Consider the following 19950-nt stretch of genomic DNA (forward strand, 5'->3'; position numbering starts at 1 on the left):
ACTTCGTTGTCCGGTGTCAGCGTTGTTCCAGTTGACAACGTTCTGCGGACAAACTCTCAGACGAGCGGCCCCGGCTGCTCGGTGAGCTTCAGCAGCAGGTCACGGGTGTGGTCGCGCTCTTCGTCCGACTCCTGGCCGCGCCACAGGAGATCCGCCAGCGTCACTCCATCGAGTGCACGGGAAATGAGGTCCGCCCGCTGTGGGTGCAGGCCGTCCGAATCGGTCTGCTGCCGCCAGCGGGTCGCCGCGACGTCCAGGCGCCGCATCACCGAGGACGGGTCATCCGAAGCCGCCGTGTCCGCCAAGGCACTAGCACTGGCCGAACACATGGTCGACCATCGGCGGTTCTATCGAGCCCTGTACACGAGTGCCTGCGGCTTCGCCCTGAGCAAGGCGTTGAACAGCCTCTTCCTCCCGGTCAACCGCCAAGTGGTGTGCGACGCCTACGGCAGGCAGATCGACGAGCGCACGACCGAAGACATCGCTGCGTTCCTCACCGGGGGCTGGGGTGACTTCGTCCGCGCGTGGGTGGTCGAGGATCCGGATCCACTCGATCCACACGAGTTCACCAGCCGGCTGGTGCACATCGCGTCGATGGTGCTCCCGCAGGGCCGACCGACATCCGCAACTTTCAAGGGAGCAGAGGACGGCAACTGAGGTGCAACCCGAGGTACGCACCACCGCAGGGACCGTACGCGGGCGCTGGGAGGGCGAACTCGCTGTCTTCCGAGGCATCCCCTACGCCGCACCACCCGTCGGCGAAGCGCGGTTCGCCGCGCCCCAGCCCGCGCCACGCTGGGATGGTGTGCGCGAGACCGTCGTCTTCGGTTCACCGGCGCCGCAGGACTACGCCGGCTTCCGGCATCTCGGCCTCGGCGGCGGCGAGCGACCGGAGTCGACCGGCGGGGACTGGCTGACACTGAATGTGTGGACGCCGGCCCCGGATCGGACCGCACGCCTTCCGGTGATGGTGTGGATCCACGGCGGGGCCTACAAACTGGGTTCCGGCGCAGACAATCTCGCCAACGCCCGGATCGCCCGGGAGGGCAACCTGGTGCTGGTCAGCCTCAACTACCGGCTCGGCATCGAAGGCTTCGCCGCCATTGAAGGCGCCCCGCCCAACCGCAGCCTCCTCGACCAGATCGCCGCCCTGCAATGGGTCCATTGACAACATCGCCACGTTCGGCGGCAACCCCGACCGCGTCACCGTGTTCGGCGAATCGGCCGACGGCAGCTCCGTCGGCACCCTGATGGCCATGCCTGCCGCGGCCGGGCTCTTCCACAGTGCCATCGCACAGAGCTTCGGCGGCCCCTTCCTCACACGCGAGCTTGCCACCGACATCACCACCGCCATCGCCCGCCAACGAGGCCGGCGCCCCACCGTCGCCGACCTGTCCACAGTGGAACCGAACGACCTGGCCAAGGCAGGCGAGGAGACCGCCGCGACCCAGCACCAGCACCTCGACAGGTGGGGTCCGATGGCCGCACACCTCACCTTCTTCGTCCCGACCGTGGACGGCGAAGTGCTCCCAGCCACCCCCTACAGGGCATGGGCAGCGGGCGCCGGGCGCGATGTCGAGCTGATCGCCGGGCACAACCGCAACGAGTACCGACTCTTCCTGGTCGCGTCCGGGAAACTGGGCACGATCGACGATCAGGAAGCGGCCCGAGTGCTCGACGTCTTCGGCCCCGGCCCGAACGCCGAGAAGGCCTACCGTGCGGCCTTCCCGGAGGCCACCGCGGATCGACTCTGGGAACGGGTCCAGTCCGACTGGCTCTTCCGCATGCCCACCCTCCGGCTGGCCGAAGCCCACGCGACCGGCGGCGGACGAACCCACTTCTACGAACTGACTTGGGCCTCCCCCGGCGCCGGGGGCCTGCTCGGCGCATGTCACGCCCTCGACCTGCCGTTGATCTTCGGCGACTTCGACAGCGGATTCGGTCGGATGCTGTTGGGCGGCCCGGAGCCATCGGCTGAGGCCGTGGCGGTATTCGCGCACATGCGCTCGGCATGGATCGCATTCGCCACCCACGCAGATCCTGGGTGGCCCACCTTCGACACCGAACACCGGCTGACCCAACTTTTCGACGCAGTACCCACCGTCGCCGCCTACCCCGAGGAAAGCTCGCGACAGCTCTGGGAGCACGACGACATGGCGCCACTGCCACTGCTGCGGTAACCGTACCTAAGACCGCATCTCATTTGGGGTTGTTGTAGGTCAGTAGGTCCAGCTTGATGACTCGGCGGTAGCAGATGACCGCGCAGGTCAGCTGGGCGAATGCCGTGAAGTGGGCGGCCTTGCGTTCGCAGCGGCGTGTCAGCCGGCGGAACCGGGGAACCCACCCCAGGGTCCGTTCGATGACGTAGCGGTGGCGGCCCAGCTTCATGGACGACTCGATGCCTCGGCGGGGATCCGGGCGGTGATGTCCGCCGCTCACCACCACCGCACCGCCACCCGCCGTCGCGGCGCCCGCGCCGGTACCGACCACTACTCCCGCCGTGTTCGGCTGCCCGGTCAGCTACCGGTTCGACAACCCCGACCCATTGTCTTCTCCCTGAACGACCACTCCTGCCCAGTCCGACAGTAAGTAACACTTGACTACTTAGTAACAGATGCGCATGATCTGTGCATGGACCTGTACGAGGCCGAGCCCGCACGCGATCCGCGGGTGCGCCGCACCCGCGTCGCCGTACTGCTGGCCGCGTTCGTTCTGGTCAGCGAGCGCGGCACGACGGCGGTCACGGTCTCCGAGATCGCCGAGGCTGCGGACGTCAGTCGCCGGGTCGTCTACCAGCACTTCGGCGACCTCGACACGGTGCTGCTGGAGGCAGGGCTCGATCTCGCGAGGCGTGAGCTGCTGCCGCTGCTCCGTGACACCGCGGAGCCGGCGGACGCGCGCGCCCGCACCCTCGCCATGGCCCGGCACTTCGCCGGACACCAGACGTTCTACCGCGCTCTGCTGACCGGTTCCTGCGCGTTCGCCCTGGACCGCGGGTTGGTCAGGCTGCTCCTGCCGATCAACCGGCGGGTCATCGAGCGCATGCACGGTCACCGGCTCACCGCCCAGGCCGCCGGCGACCTCGCCGCCTTCGTCACCGGTGGCGCCGGCTCGTTCGTCACGACGTGGGTAGTCGACGGCGCGCACGACCCGGAAACGTTCACCGACCGGCTGATGAACGTGCTCGGCCGGTTCGCCGAGGAGGACCGATGATCAGCCGCCTGATCCTGCGCAAGCTCGAGCGCAAGCTCCAGCTCGACCCGCCGCTGACGCGGAGGATCACCGTCCAGCGGAATCTGCGCATCCCGATGCCGGACGGCGTCGAGCTGCTGGCGGACCGGTGGCTGCCGCGGTCCGGTGGCGACGGGCTGCCGACCGCGTTGCTCCGCACCCCCTACGGCCGGGGCATGTACGGCCAGATCCTGGCTCGCCCGCTGGCCGAGCGCGGATACCAGGTGGTGATCCAGAGTGTGCGCGGCGGGTTCGGCTCCGGCGGCACGTTCGACCCGTTGCGCCGGGAACGCGCGGACGGGCTCGTGACCCTCGACTGGCTGGTGGCGCAGCCGTGGTCCGACGCGATCGTGCTGTACGGCCCGAGCTACCTCGGATACGTCCAGTGGGCGGTCGCCGACCAGTTGCCGCCCCAGGTCAAGGCGATGATCCCGGTGGTGACGGAATCCGCGCTGACGCTGGAGTCCCTGCGTCCCGACGGCCTGTCGCTGGAGACGCCGTTCGAGTGGAGTGTGCTGGTCGGCACCCAGGAACGTCCGCTCTCGGGGGTGCGCAAGAAGTCGCAGGACAAGAAGACCGCGCGAGCTCTGTGGACGCTTCCGCTGGCCGAGGCCGACATCGCCGCGTTCGGTGAGCGTTCCCTGTACTTCCAGGACCTCCTCACCCACGACGCCACCTCCCCGCGGTGGGACGGGATCGACCACAGCCACCGGGTCGCCGACGTGACCGTGCCGGTCAGCTCGGTCGGCGGCTGGTACGACATCTTCCTGCCCGGCCAGCTGCACGACTTCCAGGTGCTGCAGGAGAAGGGGCGTCCCGCACGGATGACGGTCGGCCCGTGGACGCACGCGGAGTTCACCGGCACGCCGGTCGAGGAGGCGGTGAACTTCGGTCTCGCCCACGCCCGCGGCGTCCAGCCGCCACACCGCGCGCCGGTCCGGCTGTACGTGATGGGCGAGGACGCGTGGCGCTCGTTCGACTCCTGGCCACCGGCAGGATACTCGCCACAGCGTTTCCACCTCGGTGCCGCGGGTGCACTGACTTCGGAGCCACCTGCTGAGGCCTCAGTGGACACTTACCGCTACGACCCGGCCGACCCCACCCCGACAGCCGGCGGCGTGCGGCTGGCCGTGAGCGCTGCCGGACGGGTCGACAACACCGAGCTCGAGGCCCGCCCGGACGTGCTCACCTACACCACGCCGGTACTCGGCCAGGACGTCGAGGTCGTCGGTGAGGTCAGCGCCGAGATCTGGTTCTCCTCCAGCCTGCCGCACGCCGACGTGTTCGTGCGGCTCTGCGACGTCGACCAGGACGGCCGGTCGTGGAACGTGTGCGACGGCCTGACGAGCCTCTCCGGCGCCACCGAACCACAGGGCGTCTCCGTGACGCTGTGGCCGACGGCGTACCGCTTCCGTCGCGGGCATCGCATTCGCGTCCAGGTCGCCAGCGGCTCTTTCCCGCGGTTCACCCGCAATCCCGGCACCGGCGAGTCGCGAGCCACCGCCACCACGCTGCTCGCCGCCGACCAGACCGTCCACTTCGGACCAGATCGGCCATCCGCCATCACGCTTCCGGTCCTCGGGTCAGCCTGAGGACAGCTGTCACGCGGCCCGGCACGGCGACACCGTCCGGAGCGCGATGCCGGCCGACCTCGACAACACCCAGGGCGCTGGGGCAACAGAGAGTGTCAGTGCCCGGCGCTGCGGTTTTCGAGTGACCGGCCGAAACGAGAAGGTTCTCTCGATCAGATCCGCGCCGAAGCCCTCGCACGGGAGAGATTCCCGCCCCATCAGCCCGACGGTCGACGCCGGGTGCGCTGCCAGTGCCGAGGGCGACTTGGAGTTGATCGCGATGATGCGCGCGGGCTTCCCAGATGTCCGGTGGACGCTGGAAGAGACCGTCACCGAAGGCGACACGGCGGCCGCTCGGTTCACCATGCGCGGGACGCACCAGGGCGAGTTCTTCGGAATTCTGGCCAGCGGGAAGACGATCTCGGTCCAGGCCATGAACTTCTACTAGCTGGCAGACGGAAAGATCATCAAGGAGCGGGGTCGGCCCGACCTCCTCGGCGTGATGCAGCAGATCGGTGCCGTGCCTGCGCCCTGAGAGCGCAGTTCATCGGTGACCACATCGGATGCCGACCGGATCCGGCGGTGCGAGAGTGGCGCGCCAGGACCATGTTCCTCGCTCCCTGAACGCGATCGCCCCACGAGCTTTGGACCACTCCAAGGGCCGATACTGTCAGAACGACGGCTCCTCGCTTGGGTTCTCCTCCGAACCACCTTCAGAGTTCTTGAACACACGACGGAAGGTCGCGTAGCGCAGCGAGGGGCCGATCTCGGCGACCTGCCGCCACAGGCTGCACCGCAGGAACAGCGCTTCGCCGTCCTTCCACTCGCCCGAATTCTTGTCGAACGTGCGGGGCGTGGAGGCGACCGTGAAGCTGGCCACCGCCGCACCGGACTGGGTAAAGCGCAGTTCGGGATCGGCAGTCAGGTTCCCGACCACCCTGATCGTCGTCTCTCCAGCCATGGCTGATCCTCTCGTAATAGCTCAATTGGTTTCGTGCGGATCTGTTGTGGACAGTCGTGCCGTTCAGCAAGCAAAGTCTTCCGCGCGGTGTAAAGTTCCCGCGGCGGTTGAAGTGCTGACTGCTCGCGTTGGACACCTCGGCGGGCGAGGTGGACCCGAAAGAGGTGGTCGCGGCCCGGCTCGGGGTCTCGGGCGAGACGCTGCGGCTGGTCGCCAAGCGATTCGCCGAGACCGAGGCAAGGTAGACAAAGGGCTACCTTGCTCCTGCGTAAGCGACATGCCGTACATCGGCAATCGGTGGGTGCACCAGCTCGTTGAATACGACCGTGAGCTTGGAATTTCCTACTGGACAAGGCCAGAAGTGGTGGTCCGACCAGGCCTGACGGGTCACGATGGGGCCGGTTCCGGGACAACTTCCGGAGGCGGCCCCAATCGGTATGTCCACAGTGGACATACCGCCGATGTCAGTCCTGAACCGCCCCGTCCGCGAACCCCGGCATCCGGCCCAGCCCTCGCCCCGCCCGGACTTCACGCGCCTCCAGGTACCGCGACACCACCTGCACATCACGGTGCGCATCCGCGACGAACTCCGCCGGTAACGGGTGCCGCGGCGGCCTGCACGGACCGCCGTACCGCCCCCGGTAGTCCATCCCGAACTTGATCATCTGCACGAAGGTCGAGCGCGACTCCCACCTCAGCGAGGCCGCCAGCACCTCGCGCAACTCCTGCGCCTCCACCAAATGCCCCGAGGCGATCAGGTCGAACAACCGCACGCAGTCGCCGGGGAAGACGTTGGGCAACGCGGCCACCCACCCCTCGGCCCCCGACAACAGGTTCTCCACCACCGTGAGATCCCCGCCGGCAAATACCTTCACGGTCGGAGCCAACCGGCGGATCCGGTGCAGACGCCCCAGATCGCCGGAGGAGTCCGACACGCCGACAACGTTGTCCATGGCCGCGATCTCGGCCAGCACCGACGGCCGCAGATCAATCCGCGCCACAGCGGGGTTGTTGCAGACCACCACTGGCAACCCCACCGACGCCACCGCCTCGAAATGCCGCAGCACCTCCGACATCGTCGGCTGATGACTGACCGGCGGCATGCAGATCAACGCGTCCGCGCCATCCTCCGCCGCCTGCCACGACCACTCGACCACCTGGTGCGACCCGACGTCGTGCACCCCGGCCAGCACCGTCCCACGACCACCCAGCGCCTCCACCGCGGTCCTCGTGACCATCCGGCGCTCCAACGGGGTCAGCGACCCGAACTCGCCCAGGGCCGAGTTCGGCACCACTCCCCGGCATCCTTCGCTCACGAGCCAATCGCAATGCCGCGCGTAACGGTCGAAATCCACCCGCAGGTCCGCCGGGGAACCGACCCTAGGCGTGTAAGGCAACGCAGTGGCAACGACTACCCCGTCGGCGTTGTCCCAGGCCGTCATGATTCCCCTCTCTGATCGCAACTGACCGCAATGGGTCAGGCAATCGTCATCCGCCTCTGTGCTCCGGAACACCGGAAAGACAACGGACAACCCACAGTCCGATCAATGCATCAGCCTGGATTCGATCACGCATCACGTCAAGCGCGCGAAAAGGTGAACGCGGAGAAGGTCTCGACGAACACCCGTCAGCCGGAAAAAATTCCGCCGAACGAGGAACGAACACGAGTCATTCGATGTGGTGCGGCAAAGGTGGGGGGGGTCGGCTTCGCACATCGTGCCAGCATGGTGTTCCACGCCCTGCCTGCACAGGAACGCGTGGCCGGCGATCTGGATCGTCGACTCGCCCCATCGCCACCACCTGCTGCACTCGCGCGTGGAGCTCGGTGAAGACTTCCCGGAGATCTTGGCGAATCGGGTGGCGGAAGTTCTCGCCCGCCTTCACGGCGGACATCTCAGGACCCTGGTTCGACGAGGCCACCCTGCCTGCGATGTCATTCATCACCGACCATGCCTCCAACTGTGATCAGATCACAGAAAAGCGCTCCGCAGATCACTTCATCGGGTGAATTCCGCTGAATTCACGCGGTTCATGTCGACTCGTTTCGAAGCGGAGAGATCACGCCGCAGCGCGGCCGTTCGAGCGCTCGGAGACTTCCGCCGCGGTCAGAGGCTCGTCAACCACGAGAGTTGGGCGGCCAGCGCGATCAGGTCCGCCACCAGCACCTCACAGAGGTCTGTGGTCGCGCGGACGGACAGCATCGTGGCGTCCATCGACCGGTGGGATCGCGACGTGAGCCGTGGCAGGTCGGTCAGTCCGCGCAGCCGCGCTTCCATCGCCTCCACGGGCAGACTCGCGAGTTTCGCCTTGCCCGGCGCCGTGACCAGCAGTGGGCGCTGCGCAACTGAGAGAATCGACGTGCGGGGGCCGGCGCCGACCCCCCGCACGCTCGCGCCCGCACAGTGCGATGAGGGAATCGCGGGCGAAGTCCCCCGCAGATGCCCGAAACAACGGCACATCGTTCCGCGAATTGATGAATTCCACGCCTAGGCCCTCAAGTCGGCCACGCTTTTCGGAAAACCGCATGTCACGCTGGTCGTGCCATCGTATTCCGAGAGGATCATCAATGCCGAAGTTCGCTGTGAGGCGTCCCGCCCTCGTCATCGCCCTGGTCGCCGTGGCTGCCGCGCTCGTCGCCGCACCCGCAGCCCAGGCAGACTCTCCCGCCGGCCAGCACTTGGTCGCGTTCTCGAAGGTGCCGAACGAGACCCGCTGTGTCAAGGTCGAGCGTTGGGGCTCGGCCGTGCGCCTCCAGAACCTGCCGTCCGGGAAGTCCTTCAAGTCCAACGTGCACGTCAGCAACGACTCCACCCCGGAGCTGACCTTCTACTCCTCCAGCAACTGCACGAGCGGTGAGCAGAGTTACGGGTTCATCGACGTCCGGAAGGACAACCTGGCCTACGTCTGGGTGTCGTGGCGGAACTACCACCCGTACTGGGGCCACCCCGGCCTGGCCGCCAGCTGAGCCTTCCATGTGCACGCGACAGTTCCCCGTCCCGGCCGGATGAGACGGCCGTGACGGGGAACTCGATCTGCCGGGCCCGTTGCACGGGCTTGGTCGGGATCGCACCACCGTTCGCGGCGGCGAACCGCCGAACTCCCTGGCGGCGTTGGGGCTTTCCGTTCGCTTGACGAGCCGCACGAGGTGCTCGGTGTTGCTCAGGTTGTTCACCCAGTGCGTGGTCCGGCCCGGCGTCACCAGTGTCGCGACCGCCGTGCCGTCGATCTGCACGTCGTAGTCGTCTCCGAGTCGTTGAGGACGATTCCGACCCCGGTGCCGCGAAAGCGCCCCTCGAAGTAGACACCGGGCCAGGAGTACTGACCGGATTTCGTGACCCGGCCCGGGATGTGAGCCCGTGCCAGAGCGTCCGCCGGCGGCACCGAACCCGCGCACGTCGTGCCGTTGAGAGCGAAGTCTGCGGAACGAGAGTCGCCGAGCCGCTCGCGCCGGCGACGAAACCCAGCCCGGCGCTCGCACCGGCGCCGAGGAAACCGTTGTAGTCCTTGTGTCGGCCGCGTCCGGCGCGCCGGACTGGCGCGCTGTCCCATTCCACAGCTGCGCGACCGTCTGACCGGCGCCCATCGACCACGTCAGCTGCCGACCGGTGACCGCGTCACCGAGGTTCGTGACGTCCACCGAGGCGATGAAGCCGCCCTGCCACTCGCCGTTCACCCGACAGTCGACCGACACGCCCTGATCTCCTTCACAAAGCGTCCACTGTGGATCCAGCGGACCTGAGCCGACTCGGCCAGACCGTAGCGGAGATGTGGCCCGATTCACAGATGATGTCTGTGGCGCAACGCTTTTATGCGTTTCGACCGATCGCGTGAACTACATGCGAATCGGTCGGAAGTTCCCCCGGAAAAATCCTTTGTAGAGCTACCCTTGTCAGCATTCGAACCCGACGAAAGGTCGTGAAGGCCCATGCTTCCTCGATTGCGCAAGACGATGATCGCCACGCTCGTGGTGGCCGCGGCGCTCGGACTGCCAGGCATGGCCCACGCATCCTCGCCGTCTGTCCAGGTGAAACTGTGCAACAACTACTGGCAGTCAGGCAGTTTCCAGATCACCGGACTCAACCAACACGACCAACGAGCCTCCACGCCGCAGTACGACATCGCGGCGAACCAGTGCCGGCTCATCGGGAACTGTTGGTGGAAGACGGGCCAGACGGTGAGCATCGCGGTCCGCAGGAGCAGCCTGAGCGTCAAGTGGTACGACATCAACTCGAACGAACGGAACGGCTCGACCGTGACGTTCGGGGTGAACTGACGAGACCCGACAACAGAAACCGCCGGAGTCCTTGAGCCTCCGGCGGTTTCTGTCCATGCGGACCGGCTCACGCGGTCGTGCCGTTGAGCGCGAAGCCGGCGTACCCCGGAGTCGCCGAGCCGCTCGCGCCGGCGACGAAACCCAGCCCGGCGCTCGCACCGGCGCCGAGGAAACCTCGGTAGTCCTTGTTGTCGACCACGACCTGCGCGCCGCCCTCGTTCCACAGCTGCGCGACCGTCTGACCGGCGCCCATCGACCACGTCAGCTGCCGACCGGTGACCGCGTCACCGAGGTTCGTGACGTCCACCGAGGCGATGAAGCCGCCCTGCCACTCGCCGTTCACCCGACAGTCGACCGGTACATCCCGATCTCCTCCACAAAGCGTCCACTGTGGATCCAGCGGACCTGAGCCGACTCAGCCAGACCGTAGCGGAGATGTGGCCCGATTCACAGGTGATGTCTGTGGTGCACAGCTTTCATGCGCTTCGACCGATTCGCATGAACTTCATGCGAATCGGTCGGAAGTTCCCCCGAACGAGTCCTTTGTGGAGCTAGCCTTGTCAGCATTCGAACCCGACGAAAGGTCGTGAAGGCCCATGCTTCCTCAGTGGCGCAAGACGATGATCGCCACTCTCGTGGCCGGCGCAGTACTTGGGCTACCGGGCATGGCCCACGCGTCCTCGCCGTCTGTACAGGTGAAAGTGTGCAACGGTTCGCGGTCAGGCAATTTCAAGATCCACGGACTCAACCAGCACGACGCGAAAGTCTCCTCGCCGCTGTACAGCATCGGAGCAGTACAGTGCCGGCTCGTCGAGAACTGGTGGTGGAAGACGGGCCAGACGCTGAGCATCACGGTCCGCACGACCACTCTGCACGTCAGTTGGCACGACATCAACTCGAACGAACGGAACGGCTCGACCGTGAGGCTCGACCTGAACTGACGAGACCCGACAACAGAAACCGCCGGAGGCTTCGAGCCTCCGGCGGTTTCTGTCCATGCGGACCGGCTCACGCGGTCGTGCCGTCGAGCGCGAAGCCGGCGAACCCCGGAGTCGCCGAGCCGCTCGCGCCGGCGACGAAACCCAGTCCGGCGCTCGCACCGGCGCCGAGGAAACCGTTGTAGTCCTTGTGTCGACCGCGACCTGCACGCTGTCCCGTTCCACAGCGGCGTGACCGTCTGACCAGCGCCCATCGACCACGTCAGCTGCCGACCGGCGACCGCGTCACCGAGGTTCGTGACGTCCACCGAGGCGATGAAGCCGCCCTGCCACTCGCGGGTCACCCGACACGCCCTGATCTCCTCCACAAAGCGTCCACTGTGTACCCAATGGGGCCTGAGCCGACTCAGCCAGACCGTAGCGGAGATGTGGCCCGATTCACAGACGATGTCCGCAGTGCAACACTTTCATCCACGTCGACCGATCCACGAACTTCATGCGAATCGGTCGGAGATTCTCCAAGAAGAGCACCTGGTGGAGCTACTTTGTCGGCATTCGAACCCGACGAAAGGTTGTGAAGGCCGATGATTCCTCGGTGGCGCAAGACGATGACTGCCATGCTCGTGATGGCCGCGGCGCTCGGACTGCCGGGCATGGCCCACGCGTCCACTCCGTCCGTGCAGCTGGAGCTGTGCAACCAGGAGTCGCAGTCAGGTGTTTTCGAGATCACCGGATTCAACCAGCACAACAACAGAACCACCTCGCCGATGTACAACATCGGGGGACGACGGTGCCGGGTCATCAGTGGCTGGTGGTGGAAGATGGACCAGACGGTGAGCATCGCGGTCCGCAGGAACAGTCTGAACATCCAGGATTTCCACATCAACTCGGACAACCGGGATGGCTCGACCGTGCGGTTCTGGGTGCAGTAACGCCGCAAACCAACAGAAACCGCCGGAGGCCTTGAGCCTCCGGCGGTTTCTGTCCATGCGGACCGGATCACGCGGTCGTACCGGTGACCGTGCCGCCCGACTTGGTGACGTGGTAGCTGACCTTGGCGCCGCTCCAGTAGTGGAACGTGAGCGTCACCTGCTGCCCGTCCTTGACCGCACCGAAGAAGTCCGGCGTCAGGTTCGTCCTGCTGTCCGCGTAGTTGGGCGTGAACGTCTTGTCGTACTCCTTGAAGGACGTCCAGTCGTTCGGACCGGCGAAGGTGCCGTCGTCGTACTTGGCCTCCATCGTCGCGAGCTGGTCGCCGCGGAAGGCGGTCGGAATCTCGAACTTGGCCGTCGTCCCGGTCGCGCCGGACAGCACCGGCGTGTCATGGGTGATGACGTGGAAACGCCACGGCACGCCCTTGGAGAACTTGGCCGTCAGCACCGCGTTCACACCATAGCCCCGCGAGCCGATCAGCTTCGTCAGCGCCGAGGCGGTCAGGGTGAGCTGGTCACCGGCGATCGTGTAGTCGCGTCCGCGCGTCAGGGCGATGTTTCCGTTGTACAGTCCGGAGAACGACGTGCCGTTGAGGTTCAACTTGATCGTCTTGGCGGTGATGGGGCTCGACTTCGCGTTGAACACCTGGTCGGTGTAGGCCGTACCGGATCGGGTCGTCCAGCTCGACTTGATCTGCGCGAAGAGCTGCGGGTCGCTCCACTTGAACGTGGTGCGACCGAAGTGCTGACCGTTGTCCCACAACATGGTGGTGATCTTCTTGGTGCGCGCGTAGTAGCCGAGGTACTCGAAGAACTTCAGCTTCTCGCCCTGCTCGATGGTGCCGGTGTGCCGGTCGAAGCCGAGCAGACCGTACTCACCGAGGATCACCGGGACGCCGCGGGTGATGAAGCTGTTGTGCACGCGGTCGAACGAGTCGGTGATGTCCTTTTGCGCTGTCGCGTCGAAGCGCGTACCGCCCGCGATGTTCACACTGAACGGCCAGTAGCCGTAGTAGTGCACGGTCGCGGCGATGTTGGGGTCGCCCAACCCGCGGATGTGTTCCACCAGCGGGTCGATCCGTGCCTGCTCGGCAGAGGTGTGCAGGGTCGGCAGGACCAGCAGGCGGGTGGCGTTGTTGCCGCCCGACCTGCGCACGATGTCGCGGAAGGACGCGTTCAGCTCGTTGTTCAGCTGCATCTCCTGCGGTTCACCCGTGCTACCGGTGAACACCGGCTCGTTCCAGCTCTCGAACGTCAGCCTGGGCCCGTACTCGGCGAAGGCGCCCGCGAGTTGCGTCCAGATCTTGTTGAACTTGGCGAGCACGGAGTCGTGCTCCGCCGGCATCTTCGACATCCACTGCCACGAGTCGTGGTGAATGTTGACGAGCACGTACAGATCGCGTGCCAACGCCCAGCGGATGACCTCCTCGACGCGAGCCAGGTACCCCGGCTCGATCTGGAAGTCCGGCCCCTGACCGAGGTGCGCGCTCCAGGTGACCGGCAGGCGGACGCTCTTGAAGCCCTGCGCCTTCACGTTGTCCAGCAGCGCTTCGGTGATGCGCGGGTTACCCCACGACGTCTCGTCGCCGCCGGTCGAGTCCAGCGTGTTACCGAGGTTCCACCCCGGCTCCATCGCCGCCACCTGCTTCATCGCGGTGAGCTGCTTGCCGCCGTGAACGCAGGTGACACCGTTGAACGAGAACGCCAACGGCGCCGTGCTGGCGTGGCCCCGAGTTCCCGTGAGGCCGAACTGCACCGTCGCCTGCGACCCGACCTTGGCGTTGTAGCCGACGTTGGTGGCGGTGACCTTGCCGTCCGACGCGGTGATCTTCGCGTTCCAGGCGTTCCCCACCTGCTGACCGGAAGGCCACTCCCAGCCCAGCTTCCAGCCGTCGACGGCCGCACCGAGATTGGTCACGGCGACGTCGGCCTTGAAGCCGCCCTGCCACTGGCCCGTCACCGAGTAGGTGACCTTGCAGCCGGTCTCCGCAGCGACGGCGGTCGCCGGCGCGACGACCGACGCCACGACCGTGAGCCCTGCCAGCGCGACACCGAGAACTGTCCGCGCTCGGCGGCGTGATCCGTTCATGAACCCTCGCATTCAGATAACCGGCTGGTAGTCGAACCAGTCGAAGTGGACGGTGCCCGTGGCCGCGTACATGCCGATGACGCGGCCGGTGAAACCGCCGGCCACTTCGGTGGAGAGGTACTTGCCGTCGAGCGTGGCGAGCAGGGTGAACGTGCCGTCGGGTTCCTCGACGCCGAAGGAGAGGGTGTCCGGACCGGAGCGAGTCCCGCGGCTCCCGCGCCTCGTCCACCCGGACACCGAGAACCAGCGGACCACCGGGCGCGGGACGGGAGGCCACCACGGTCCGCAACGGGCGAGCACCTCCTCTGGTCGTGAGCCGGTACAGGACTGCGGAGGGTGCGGCCGGCAGGGTCGCCACGAGTTCGGCGGTGCCGGGACTCCACTGCGCGACTGCGGCCGAGCCGGCCGGGCAGAGTCCCGGCCAGTCCTTTTCGGACAGTGCACAATGCGCACGGTATCGCAGCCGCGCGCCGATGGCCGTGCCGACGAGGCAGTTTTCGACCAGATGCTCCCGAGTTCGCGGCCACGGGCACGGCTCGAACTCGGCAGCACAGCTGCAATGGCCGCACGACCGTGGCCTGACGCCGAAGTCGTGCGGTTTCGCGAATTCCTCGAACAGTGCGCGAACAAGTTCGACGTCACCGACCACACGACGGACGTCCGCTGACACGAAGCCCCGTTCCGCAGAACACGGAAGTCGGTCCCGTGGCCCCGGAGAGTGCGCCGTCCGGGCACGATCGGCACGTATCTTCCATTCACGCAGCCAGTTCCGTGACTGCTGAACGGAAAGGGAGATCATCACCTTGGACGCTCAGAAGAAGCGCACGGCGGGCAAGCTGCTCGCGAGCTGCCTCGCCGCGCTGGCGCTCGTCGGCATGACCACCGCCACCGCTGCGGCCACGACAAGGGGAGACTTGGTCTGGAGTGCCCCGTTCACCAACAGCTATTCCGATGCGCAGTTGGACTTTCCTGGACTCAAGGGCTTCTGCCGCGAAAAGGGCGGAACGGTCGTCCGCTACTGGGTCCACGACTACGTGAACAACCCGCCGAGCAGGCGTTTCAAAGCCTGGATCGCCTGCCAGGACATGGAATTGAGGGGATGAGCTGACGCTGTCCCCCTGGGCCACGACTTCGAACCCGGCCACCGTCACGGTGGCCGGGTTCGCTCGTTCAGCGGGTCCCGCGTCACGGGCGCCGGTCGTCACGCCACATCACGGACGGCGTGGAACATGTGATGGCGCGCCGATGACCGGCCTCCCACCGACACCTCCGTCTTGAGCACGAAGCCGGCGGCGCGCAACGCGGTCTGCCACACGTGGCTGCTCGGGAAGATCTCGCCTCCGCGCGGAACCTCCCCGCCTCGCTGCGGCGAGTGCAGGAAGTGGGTCGAGGTGAGCGCGACCGGGTCGTCGCCGATCGGGGTCGTGAACACGAGCTCGCCTCCCGGCACCAGCAGATCGTGGATGCGCACCAGCGTCCGGCAGAGGTTGACCGCGTGGTGCAGCGTGTGCCCCGCGACGACCACGTCGGCGGTGCCCGGCAGGAAGCCCTGCGCGGCGAAGTCCTGGTTCACGTCAAGCGTCTCCGCGCGCAGGGGCTGTCCGGAAATGTCGGTGAACCGGTAGTGCTCGAGCAGGAACGGCGACTCCTTGAGCACCGCCGTCGTCAGACGGCCGGTCCCACAGCCGAGCTCCACCACCCGCACCGGCTGCGGCCGGTCCAAAGCTGCCCGCTGGACGAGTTCGGCGCAGGCTTCGTCGAGTTCCGCCGTGAACAGGCACAGGCGTTCCCCCGCCAGCGCGCCGAGCACCGTGCGGTCCGGCGCGAGCAGCTGGGCCGCGGTCACGTCGTCCCTGAGCAGGGCCGGCAGTTGCGGGAGTGCGCGACGGTGCAGCAACGCGACCTCGTCGGTGATCCGGAGCCGCGTGTGCAGCAGATCCAGCTCGCCGACGCCGGCGCCGGACACCTCACCGAGCACGCGGTAAACGTCGCCGTCGAGGTCGACCACGCCGTGCTGCGCCAGTGCCCGCAGCCATCGGCGGACGAGCCACTCGTGCCACCGGACGACCCGCAGCGCCCGCACGGTGTCGCCGACCGATCTCACCGCGCCGGGCTCCAGCTCCAGGGCCGACGCCATCGCGGCGAGACTGACGAGGTCCAGCTGGACCGAAGTCGTCGGCCTGCCGACCGAAACACTCGGGTACGTCACGACCAGTCCTCTCGGCCACCAAACTGTGCGCACTGATCACGGCATGTTCGCACGTGCTTCCCGCCGCGGGGACGGGTTCGGACGACGGTGGAACTTCTTCCGCGAACGGCTGACAGCGCGCAGTCCTCATTTGTCCTCTTCGGACTAAATCTCGATTCTTTCAGCGAAGTTCGGGGTGCGGCGCGGCAATCTGATCCAACGCCCGCGTCTATCGTCCACTTAAGACATTCGAGTGAGGAGAACACGTTGCGCACGACTGCGTCGGCCGTCATCGGGGCCGCCCTGTTCGCGGGCGGGCTTGCCGCCTGCTCCCCCGATGCCCCGGAGGCATCTTCCCCTACCTCGGCCGCCGTCGCCCCGGTGGCGGGTACCTCGGTCGCCGAGCCCGCCGCTGCCGGTGACCAGCCGAAGGCCATCACCTACGACGCGAAGCGGGCTCCGGTCGGCGCGCGGCTCGCCACGTCCGCGAAGGTCGAGAACGGCCGGACGACGGTGACGCTGACGGTCACTGGGCTGCTGCCGGGCACCAAGTACGGCTCGCACGTGCATACGAAGGCGTGCGGAGCGAAGCCGGCCGACTCCGGCCCGCACTACCAGCACGAGAAGGACCCGGTGTCGCCGTCGGTCGACCCGAAGTTCGCGAACGCGGCCAACGAGATCTGGCTCGACTTCACCACCGACGACAAGGGCGCGGCGACGGCCGAGGCGACCGTGGGCTGGGAGTTCCGCAAGGGCGAGGCGAACGCGGTCGTCGTGCACGCGTCGCACACGCACACCGAAGCCGGCAAGGCGGGCACCGCGGGTGACCGGCTGGCCTGCCTGACCAACGCTTTCTGACCCACGCTCACCGACCCACCCTGAAACGTCTGCTCGGTCCACCCTCCCGCACAGCACGGAACAGACAGGGCGCTGCCCGCCGGTTGATCCGGCGGGCAGCGCCCTTCTCGTTATTGTCGAGCCGCGGACTCAGCGGCTGGAGACCGAAAAGCTGTTGGTCCTGAAGTTCAGGCCACCGCGGGACGAGGTGATCTCGTAGCCGAACTGCACGGCGCCGATCGTCACGTCGCCGAACCAGCCCTTGCTGCGAATCCAGTTCATGACAGCTTTGATGTCGACCGAGCCGGCCCCGGTGTTGCCCTTGCGGACGAACGAGAACACCTGGTTCGAGCCGTTCGAGCCGCGGTAGACGTCCCAGCTGTGACCGCCCACCGACACCGTCGCCTGCCGGGAGCCGATCGGGCCGACGTTGCCGACCTTGTTGACCCACAGCATGATCTCGTAGGCGTTGTTGTTCGCCCAGATGTCGTACGCCGTGGTGTAGGAACCCGAGTTCGGGTAGGAGACGTTGAAGTTGCTCGTGAGGCTGCCGATCGAGCTCAGCTTGCGGTTGATCCTCTTCTCCGCGTGCGGGTAGGACTTCACCCCGCCGGTGTTGGGCTGATTCGAGTTGACGCCCCAGTTGCTGTAGGAGTTGGCCCAGATCGACTGAGGTCCGGAGCCGTTGCCCCACACGTTGTTGCGAACCGTGTAACCCCCGTTCGACCAGGTCCCCCACCTGTTCGTCGAGTCCCAGGCCGCGGCCATCGCGATGCCGGCCCCGGCCGAGACCGTCAGGGCGGCCACCAGGGCGACAGTCAGTGCACGAATGATCTTCGTCATCGATTTCCTTCCCGCATATCATTTGAACGGAATTCGCGCCACCCAAAGTGGAAGCGTTTCGCTTGAAAAGCAAGATAACACCGAAAACTCCGCTCGCAACTACTGGACACATTTCGATGCATTCACCGAAGAACTATCCGCGAATTTCGGATGCCCCAGCGTTCGAACAGTCGAAATGAGATGCCGAAAGGAGCCTGCGGTCGCTCAACCTGCTCGTCCGGGCGGTTCGCCGAACCGCAGAACCGGGTTCCCGAGCGCCGGTCGCACCGGACCGGTGCGACCGGTCGGGCTCGGTGGCAGCAGGGTCAGCGGTGGCGGCCGTTGCCGCCCAGCCTGGCCATCAGCAGCTCGACGGCCCGACGTCCCAGCGCCTCGACGGGGAGCTGGACCGAGGTCAGTGCCAGCCGCTTGCCGAGCTCGTCCGGACAGATCGCGACCACGGCGACGTCGTCGGGCACCGCCGTCCCTCCGCGCGCAGGCAGTCCACGACCCAGCTCAGCACCGCCTCGTTGTGCACGTCCATCTCGTGCTTGAGGGCAGCGGTGACGACCGAGATGACGAAACGCATGACCATGGGCAGTCGCACGCCCTCCCGCAGAGGCAGGACGAGGGCGAGCGAGTTCGTCCGGCTGTTGGCCGGACGCCGTACGTCGGCGTGCGGGCGGTAGCCCAGCAGCCGGATGCCGTCCTGCACGCGCTCGCGGGTCTCGCCACGTCAGCGATGGTGGACACCGACACCTCCGGTCCTGCAGCGGCACAGCATCGCCGCTTACCGCGAAGCGCTTCGCCTCTATAAATCGAAGCGCTTCGATGAGGCCCAAAAAATGAGACATGCGGAAAACCGCACGTCAAGTGAACATCAGGGTGTTCGATGATTTCGACCGATATCGCGTCGATGTTCGACTACGGTCGACGACCCGGTCGCCCGCCCTCGTCCCCACTCAGCAGGGAGGCAAAAATCCTTTCAACCACACCGGCGCGCCTTTTCGACGCTCCAGGATGCACACCGATCGGCTGGTCACGATCTAGCCACCCGCCGGTGCCGTTCGTCAGCGCACCGAGTCGGCGATCAACGCGGTGGTGAGCAGCTGAACGCCTCGCCCGCTCGTGGGGTCGCATCCCGTGACGCTCGCGATCCTCTGCAGGCGGTAGTCGAGCGTGCTGCGGTGGATGAAGAGGTTCTTCGCCGCCTTGTTGCGGTTGTAGTCCGCGTCGATCAGGGCGGTGAGCGTCTCCCACAGCACGGCGTGCGCGCGCAGCGGCTTGATCACGGCGGCGAGGTTCTGGGCGACGCCTTCGTGGCGGATCACCGCGTACTCGACCAGGACGTCCGAGATGCTGTAGCTGCCACTGGGACGCCTGCCCGCGGCGACGAGCCGCATGACATCGCCCGCCTCCTTGAAGCCCTCCGCGAGCTGCGCCCGGCCTCGCTTCGCGATCACCAGCCAGCCCTCACCGTTCAGCCACTGGTCCAGGTGCCCGGTCACGCGGGAGGTGCGGGTGGCATCGACGTCCGGGACGAGCAGCACGAGGTCGCCGTCGTGGCGCGTGCTGAGCACGCCAGGGCCGGCGAGCTCGGCCGGAACAGCCTTGCCACGCCCCATCACGGAGCCCCGCACGACGACGATCAGGTACCGGGAGGCCAGGCTGTCGAGCACGGCCTGCGGCACCGGGCGACCCGCGATCAGTTCGGCGGCCAGATCACGCGGCACGCTCATGGCCGGACCCGCGCCGTTGCGCTGAAAGCCCTCCATGAACTCCGCCAGGAGCGAACCGCTGTTGCGCACCATGTCCACGAGCTCGGGGTTGCCCGCGGCCGCCTGGAGCAACGTGTCCACCAGGTCGCTGCGCCGGTCGCCTGCCCACTTCTCGCCGACAGCCCGCACCCTGGCCATGAAATCCGCCGAGCTGGGCGCGGTGTCACTCACCGGCCGCAGTCCCGCGTACGAGGTCTTGACATCCACCGAAGAAACCCACTCGGCCACGGCTTCCGCCATTGTCGATCCACCTTCCCCAAGGCACGGTCGTGTCAGCGAAACACGATTCCGGACAACTCATGCACCACATCGAACCCACCACCGGGGGTG

General features: G+C 66.8%; 25 protein-coding genes and 3 pseudogenes. 13 read left to right on the forward strand and 15 right to left on the reverse strand.

Going from position 1 to position 19950, the window contains the following annotated elements; translation table 11 throughout:
- Nucleotides 1-56: 56 nt before the first annotated feature.
- Nucleotides 57-266, reverse strand: coding sequence for a hypothetical protein (locus OG205_RS16415; RefSeq protein WP_330278172.1), 210 nt, complete (start codon nucleotides 264-266; stop codon nucleotides 57-59).
- 28 nt (nucleotides 267-294) lie between these two features.
- Here OG205_RS16415 and OG205_RS16420 point away from each other — a divergent pair, with 28 nt between their 5' ends.
- Genes OG205_RS16420 through OG205_RS16430 form a run of 3 tightly spaced genes read left to right on the forward strand, consistent with a single transcriptional unit; the run spans nucleotide 295 to nucleotide 2180 of the window.
- Nucleotides 295-657 (forward strand): TetR-like C-terminal domain-containing protein, encoded by a 363-nt coding sequence (locus OG205_RS16420; RefSeq protein ID WP_330277112.1) that lies wholly within the window; start codon nucleotides 295-297, stop codon nucleotides 655-657.
- A 1-nt stretch (nucleotide 658) separates the two neighbouring features.
- The gene (locus OG205_RS16425) at nucleotides 659-1168 is read left to right on the forward strand and encodes a carboxylesterase family protein (protein WP_330277113.1); all 510 of its coding nucleotides are present in this window, start codon (nucleotides 659-661) and stop codon (nucleotides 1166-1168) included.
- A complete protein-coding gene (locus tag OG205_RS16430; RefSeq protein WP_330277114.1) occupies nucleotides 1104-2180 on the forward strand; it encodes a carboxylesterase family protein in 1077 nt (358 codons plus the stop codon). Before OG205_RS16425 ends, OG205_RS16430 begins: the two co-directional genes overlap by 65 nt.
- A 19-nt stretch (nucleotides 2181-2199) precedes the next feature.
- Here OG205_RS16430 and OG205_RS46785 read toward each other — a convergent pair.
- Nucleotides 2200-2409, reverse strand: a pseudogene (locus OG205_RS46785) (hypothetical protein); the annotation flags it as partial.
- A gap of 222 nt (nucleotides 2410-2631) precedes the next feature.
- On the opposite strand from OG205_RS46785, the gene OG205_RS16440 reads away from it, so the two are divergent.
- From OG205_RS16440 to OG205_RS16450, 3 genes are all read left to right on the forward strand, one after another.
- Nucleotides 2632-3213: a TetR/AcrR family transcriptional regulator gene (locus tag OG205_RS16440; protein ID WP_330277115.1), complete on the forward strand. Its 582-nt coding sequence runs from the start codon at nucleotides 2632-2634 to the stop codon at nucleotides 3211-3213.
- The gene (locus OG205_RS16445; RefSeq protein WP_330277116.1) at nucleotides 3210-4823 is read left to right on the forward strand and encodes a CocE/NonD family hydrolase; all 1614 of its coding nucleotides are present in this window, start codon (nucleotides 3210-3212) and stop codon (nucleotides 4821-4823) included. Before OG205_RS16440 ends, OG205_RS16445 begins: the two co-directional genes overlap by 4 nt.
- A gap of 121 nt (nucleotides 4824-4944) precedes the next feature.
- Nucleotides 4945-5250, forward strand: coding sequence for an ester cyclase (locus tag OG205_RS16450; RefSeq protein ID WP_330277117.1), 306 nt, complete (start codon nucleotides 4945-4947; stop codon nucleotides 5248-5250).
- 222 nt (nucleotides 5251-5472) lie between these two features.
- Here the strand turns inward: OG205_RS16450 and ssb are convergent, their stop codons facing one another.
- The 3 genes from ssb to OG205_RS16465 form a co-directional block, all read right to left on the reverse strand.
- Nucleotides 5473-5763, reverse strand: a complete 291-nt coding sequence (ssb, locus tag OG205_RS16455) for a single-stranded DNA-binding protein (protein ID WP_330277118.1) — start codon at nucleotides 5761-5763, stop codon at nucleotides 5473-5475.
- 464 nt (nucleotides 5764-6227) lie between these two features.
- Nucleotides 6228-7205, reverse strand: a complete 978-nt coding sequence (locus OG205_RS16460) for a dihydrodipicolinate synthase family protein (protein ID WP_330277119.1) — start codon at nucleotides 7203-7205, stop codon at nucleotides 6228-6230.
- Nucleotides 7206-7868: 663 nt separating this feature from the next.
- Nucleotides 7869-8150, reverse strand: coding sequence for a hypothetical protein (locus OG205_RS16465; protein WP_330277120.1), 282 nt, complete (start codon nucleotides 8148-8150; stop codon nucleotides 7869-7871).
- 179 nt (nucleotides 8151-8329) lie between these two features.
- On the opposite strand from OG205_RS16465, the gene OG205_RS16470 reads away from it, so the two are divergent.
- The gene (locus OG205_RS16470) at nucleotides 8330-8728 is read left to right on the forward strand and encodes a hypothetical protein (protein WP_330277121.1); all 399 of its coding nucleotides are present in this window, start codon (nucleotides 8330-8332) and stop codon (nucleotides 8726-8728) included.
- 135 nt (nucleotides 8729-8863) lie between these two features.
- On the opposite strand, the pseudogene OG205_RS46790 reads toward OG205_RS16470, so the two are convergent.
- Nucleotides 8864-9544, reverse strand: a pseudogene (locus tag OG205_RS46790) (cellulose binding domain-containing protein); the annotation flags it as partial.
- Between the two features lie 144 nt (nucleotides 9545-9688).
- Between OG205_RS46790 and OG205_RS16475 the strand changes: the two are divergent.
- Complete coding sequence (locus OG205_RS16475) at nucleotides 9689-10036, forward strand: hypothetical protein (RefSeq protein ID WP_330277122.1); 348 nt, start codon at nucleotides 9689-9691, stop codon at nucleotides 10034-10036.
- A 67-nt stretch (nucleotides 10037-10103) separates the two neighbouring features.
- Here the strand turns inward: OG205_RS16475 and OG205_RS16480 are convergent, their stop codons facing one another.
- A complete protein-coding gene (locus OG205_RS16480; protein WP_330277123.1) occupies nucleotides 10104-10379 on the reverse strand; it encodes a cellulose binding domain-containing protein in 276 nt (91 codons plus the stop codon).
- Nucleotides 10380-10632: 253 nt separating this feature from the next.
- On the opposite strand from OG205_RS16480, the gene OG205_RS16485 reads away from it, so the two are divergent.
- A complete protein-coding gene (locus tag OG205_RS16485; RefSeq protein ID WP_330277124.1) occupies nucleotides 10633-10977 on the forward strand; it encodes a hypothetical protein in 345 nt (114 codons plus the stop codon).
- 206 nt (nucleotides 10978-11183) lie between these two features.
- Here OG205_RS16485 and OG205_RS46795 read toward each other — a convergent pair.
- Nucleotides 11184-11342 (reverse strand): annotated as a pseudogene (locus OG205_RS46795) (cellulose binding domain-containing protein); the annotation flags it as partial.
- A gap of 240 nt (nucleotides 11343-11582) precedes the next feature.
- On the opposite strand from OG205_RS46795, the gene OG205_RS16490 reads away from it, so the two are divergent.
- The gene (locus OG205_RS16490; protein ID WP_330277125.1) at nucleotides 11583-11906 is read left to right on the forward strand and encodes a hypothetical protein; all 324 of its coding nucleotides are present in this window, start codon (nucleotides 11583-11585) and stop codon (nucleotides 11904-11906) included.
- A 67-nt stretch (nucleotides 11907-11973) separates the two neighbouring features.
- Here the strand turns inward: OG205_RS16490 and OG205_RS16495 are convergent, their stop codons facing one another.
- Nucleotides 11974-13995: a cellulase family glycosylhydrolase gene (locus OG205_RS16495; protein WP_330277126.1), complete on the reverse strand. Its 2022-nt coding sequence runs from the start codon at nucleotides 13993-13995 to the stop codon at nucleotides 11974-11976.
- Between the two features lie 12 nt (nucleotides 13996-14007).
- Nucleotides 14008-14295 carry a hypothetical protein gene (locus OG205_RS16500; RefSeq protein WP_330277127.1) on the reverse strand — a complete coding sequence of 96 codons (288 nt, stop codon included), beginning with the start codon at nucleotides 14293-14295 and terminating at the stop codon, nucleotides 14008-14010.
- Between the two features lie 145 nt (nucleotides 14296-14440).
- Between OG205_RS16500 and OG205_RS16505 the strand changes: the two genes are divergently transcribed.
- Together OG205_RS16505 and OG205_RS16510 are read left to right on the forward strand one after the other, a co-directional pair.
- A complete protein-coding gene (locus tag OG205_RS16505) occupies nucleotides 14441-14662 on the forward strand; it encodes a hypothetical protein (protein ID WP_330277128.1) in 222 nt (73 codons plus the stop codon).
- A 136-nt stretch (nucleotides 14663-14798) separates the two neighbouring features.
- A complete protein-coding gene (locus OG205_RS16510) occupies nucleotides 14799-15098 on the forward strand; it encodes a hypothetical protein (protein WP_330277129.1) in 300 nt (99 codons plus the stop codon).
- 98 nt (nucleotides 15099-15196) lie between these two features.
- Here the strand turns inward: OG205_RS16510 and OG205_RS16515 are convergent, their stop codons facing one another.
- Nucleotides 15197-16204, reverse strand: coding sequence for a class I SAM-dependent methyltransferase (locus OG205_RS16515; protein WP_330277130.1), 1008 nt, complete (start codon nucleotides 16202-16204; stop codon nucleotides 15197-15199).
- A gap of 246 nt (nucleotides 16205-16450) precedes the next feature.
- Between OG205_RS16515 and OG205_RS16520 the strand changes: the two genes are divergently transcribed.
- Entirely contained in the window at nucleotides 16451-17041 is a 591-nt protein-coding gene (locus OG205_RS16520) for a superoxide dismutase family protein (RefSeq protein ID WP_330277131.1), read from the forward strand.
- A gap of 129 nt (nucleotides 17042-17170) precedes the next feature.
- Here OG205_RS16520 and OG205_RS16525 read toward each other — a convergent pair whose 3' ends face one another.
- From OG205_RS16525 to OG205_RS16540, 4 genes are all read right to left on the reverse strand, one after another.
- Complete coding sequence (locus OG205_RS16525) at nucleotides 17171-17863, reverse strand: GH12 family glycosyl hydrolase domain-containing protein (protein WP_330277132.1); 693 nt, start codon at nucleotides 17861-17863, stop codon at nucleotides 17171-17173.
- Between the two features lie 305 nt (nucleotides 17864-18168).
- The gene (locus tag OG205_RS16530) at nucleotides 18169-18303 is read right to left on the reverse strand and encodes a hypothetical protein (RefSeq protein ID WP_330277133.1); all 135 of its coding nucleotides are present in this window, start codon (nucleotides 18301-18303) and stop codon (nucleotides 18169-18171) included.
- Nucleotides 18258-18557, reverse strand: coding sequence for a hypothetical protein (locus OG205_RS16535; protein WP_330277134.1), 300 nt, complete (start codon nucleotides 18555-18557; stop codon nucleotides 18258-18260). Before OG205_RS16535 ends, OG205_RS16530 begins: the two co-directional genes overlap by 46 nt.
- A gap of 355 nt (nucleotides 18558-18912) precedes the next feature.
- The gene (locus OG205_RS16540; RefSeq protein WP_330277135.1) at nucleotides 18913-19860 is read right to left on the reverse strand and encodes a PucR family transcriptional regulator; all 948 of its coding nucleotides are present in this window, start codon (nucleotides 19858-19860) and stop codon (nucleotides 18913-18915) included.
- Nucleotides 19861-19950: the final 90 nt, after the last annotated feature.

This window comes from Lentzea sp. NBC_00516 (assembly GCF_036346835.1).
GTDB lineage: Bacteria > Actinomycetota > Actinomycetes > Mycobacteriales > Pseudonocardiaceae > Lentzea > Lentzea sokolovensis.

What these genes read in the sequence shown, in the direction of transcription:
- OG205_RS16415 (WP_330278172.1), bottom strand. Translation starts at nt 266, where the DNA reads ATGCGGCGCCTGGACGTCGCGGCGACCCGCTGGCGGCAGCAGACCGAT.
- OG205_RS16475 (WP_330277122.1), top strand. Translation starts at nt 9,689, where the DNA reads ATGCTTCCTCGATTGCGCAAGACGATGATCGCCACGCTCGTGGTGGCC.
- OG205_RS16540 (WP_330277135.1), bottom strand. Translation starts at nt 19,860, where the DNA reads ATGGCGGAAGCCGTGGCCGAGTGGGTTTCTTCGGTGGATGTCAAGACC.
- OG205_RS16440 (WP_330277115.1), top strand. Translation starts at nt 2,632, where the DNA reads ATGGACCTGTACGAGGCCGAGCCCGCACGCGATCCGCGGGTGCGCCGC.
- OG205_RS16490 (WP_330277125.1), top strand. Translation starts at nt 11,583, where the DNA reads ATGACTGCCATGCTCGTGATGGCCGCGGCGCTCGGACTGCCGGGCATG.
- OG205_RS16470 (WP_330277121.1), top strand. Translation starts at nt 8,330, where the DNA reads ATGCCGAAGTTCGCTGTGAGGCGTCCCGCCCTCGTCATCGCCCTGGTC.
- ssb (WP_330277118.1), bottom strand. Translation starts at nt 5,763, where the DNA reads ATGGCTGGAGAGACGACGATCAGGGTGGTCGGGAACCTGACTGCCGAT.
- OG205_RS16505 (WP_330277128.1), top strand. Translation starts at nt 14,441, where the DNA reads ATGCGCACGGTATCGCAGCCGCGCGCCGATGGCCGTGCCGACGAGGCA.
- OG205_RS16445 (WP_330277116.1), top strand. Translation starts at nt 3,210, where the DNA reads ATGATCAGCCGCCTGATCCTGCGCAAGCTCGAGCGCAAGCTCCAGCTC.
- OG205_RS16460 (WP_330277119.1), bottom strand. Translation starts at nt 7,205, where the DNA reads ATGACGGCCTGGGACAACGCCGACGGGGTAGTCGTTGCCACTGCGTTG.
- OG205_RS16495 (WP_330277126.1), bottom strand. Translation starts at nt 13,995, where the DNA reads ATGAACGGATCACGCCGCCGAGCGCGGACAGTTCTCGGTGTCGCGCTG.
- OG205_RS16525 (WP_330277132.1), bottom strand. Translation starts at nt 17,863, where the DNA reads ATGACGAAGATCATTCGTGCACTGACTGTCGCCCTGGTGGCCGCCCTG.
- OG205_RS16485 (WP_330277124.1), top strand. Translation starts at nt 10,633, where the DNA reads ATGCTTCCTCAGTGGCGCAAGACGATGATCGCCACTCTCGTGGCCGGC.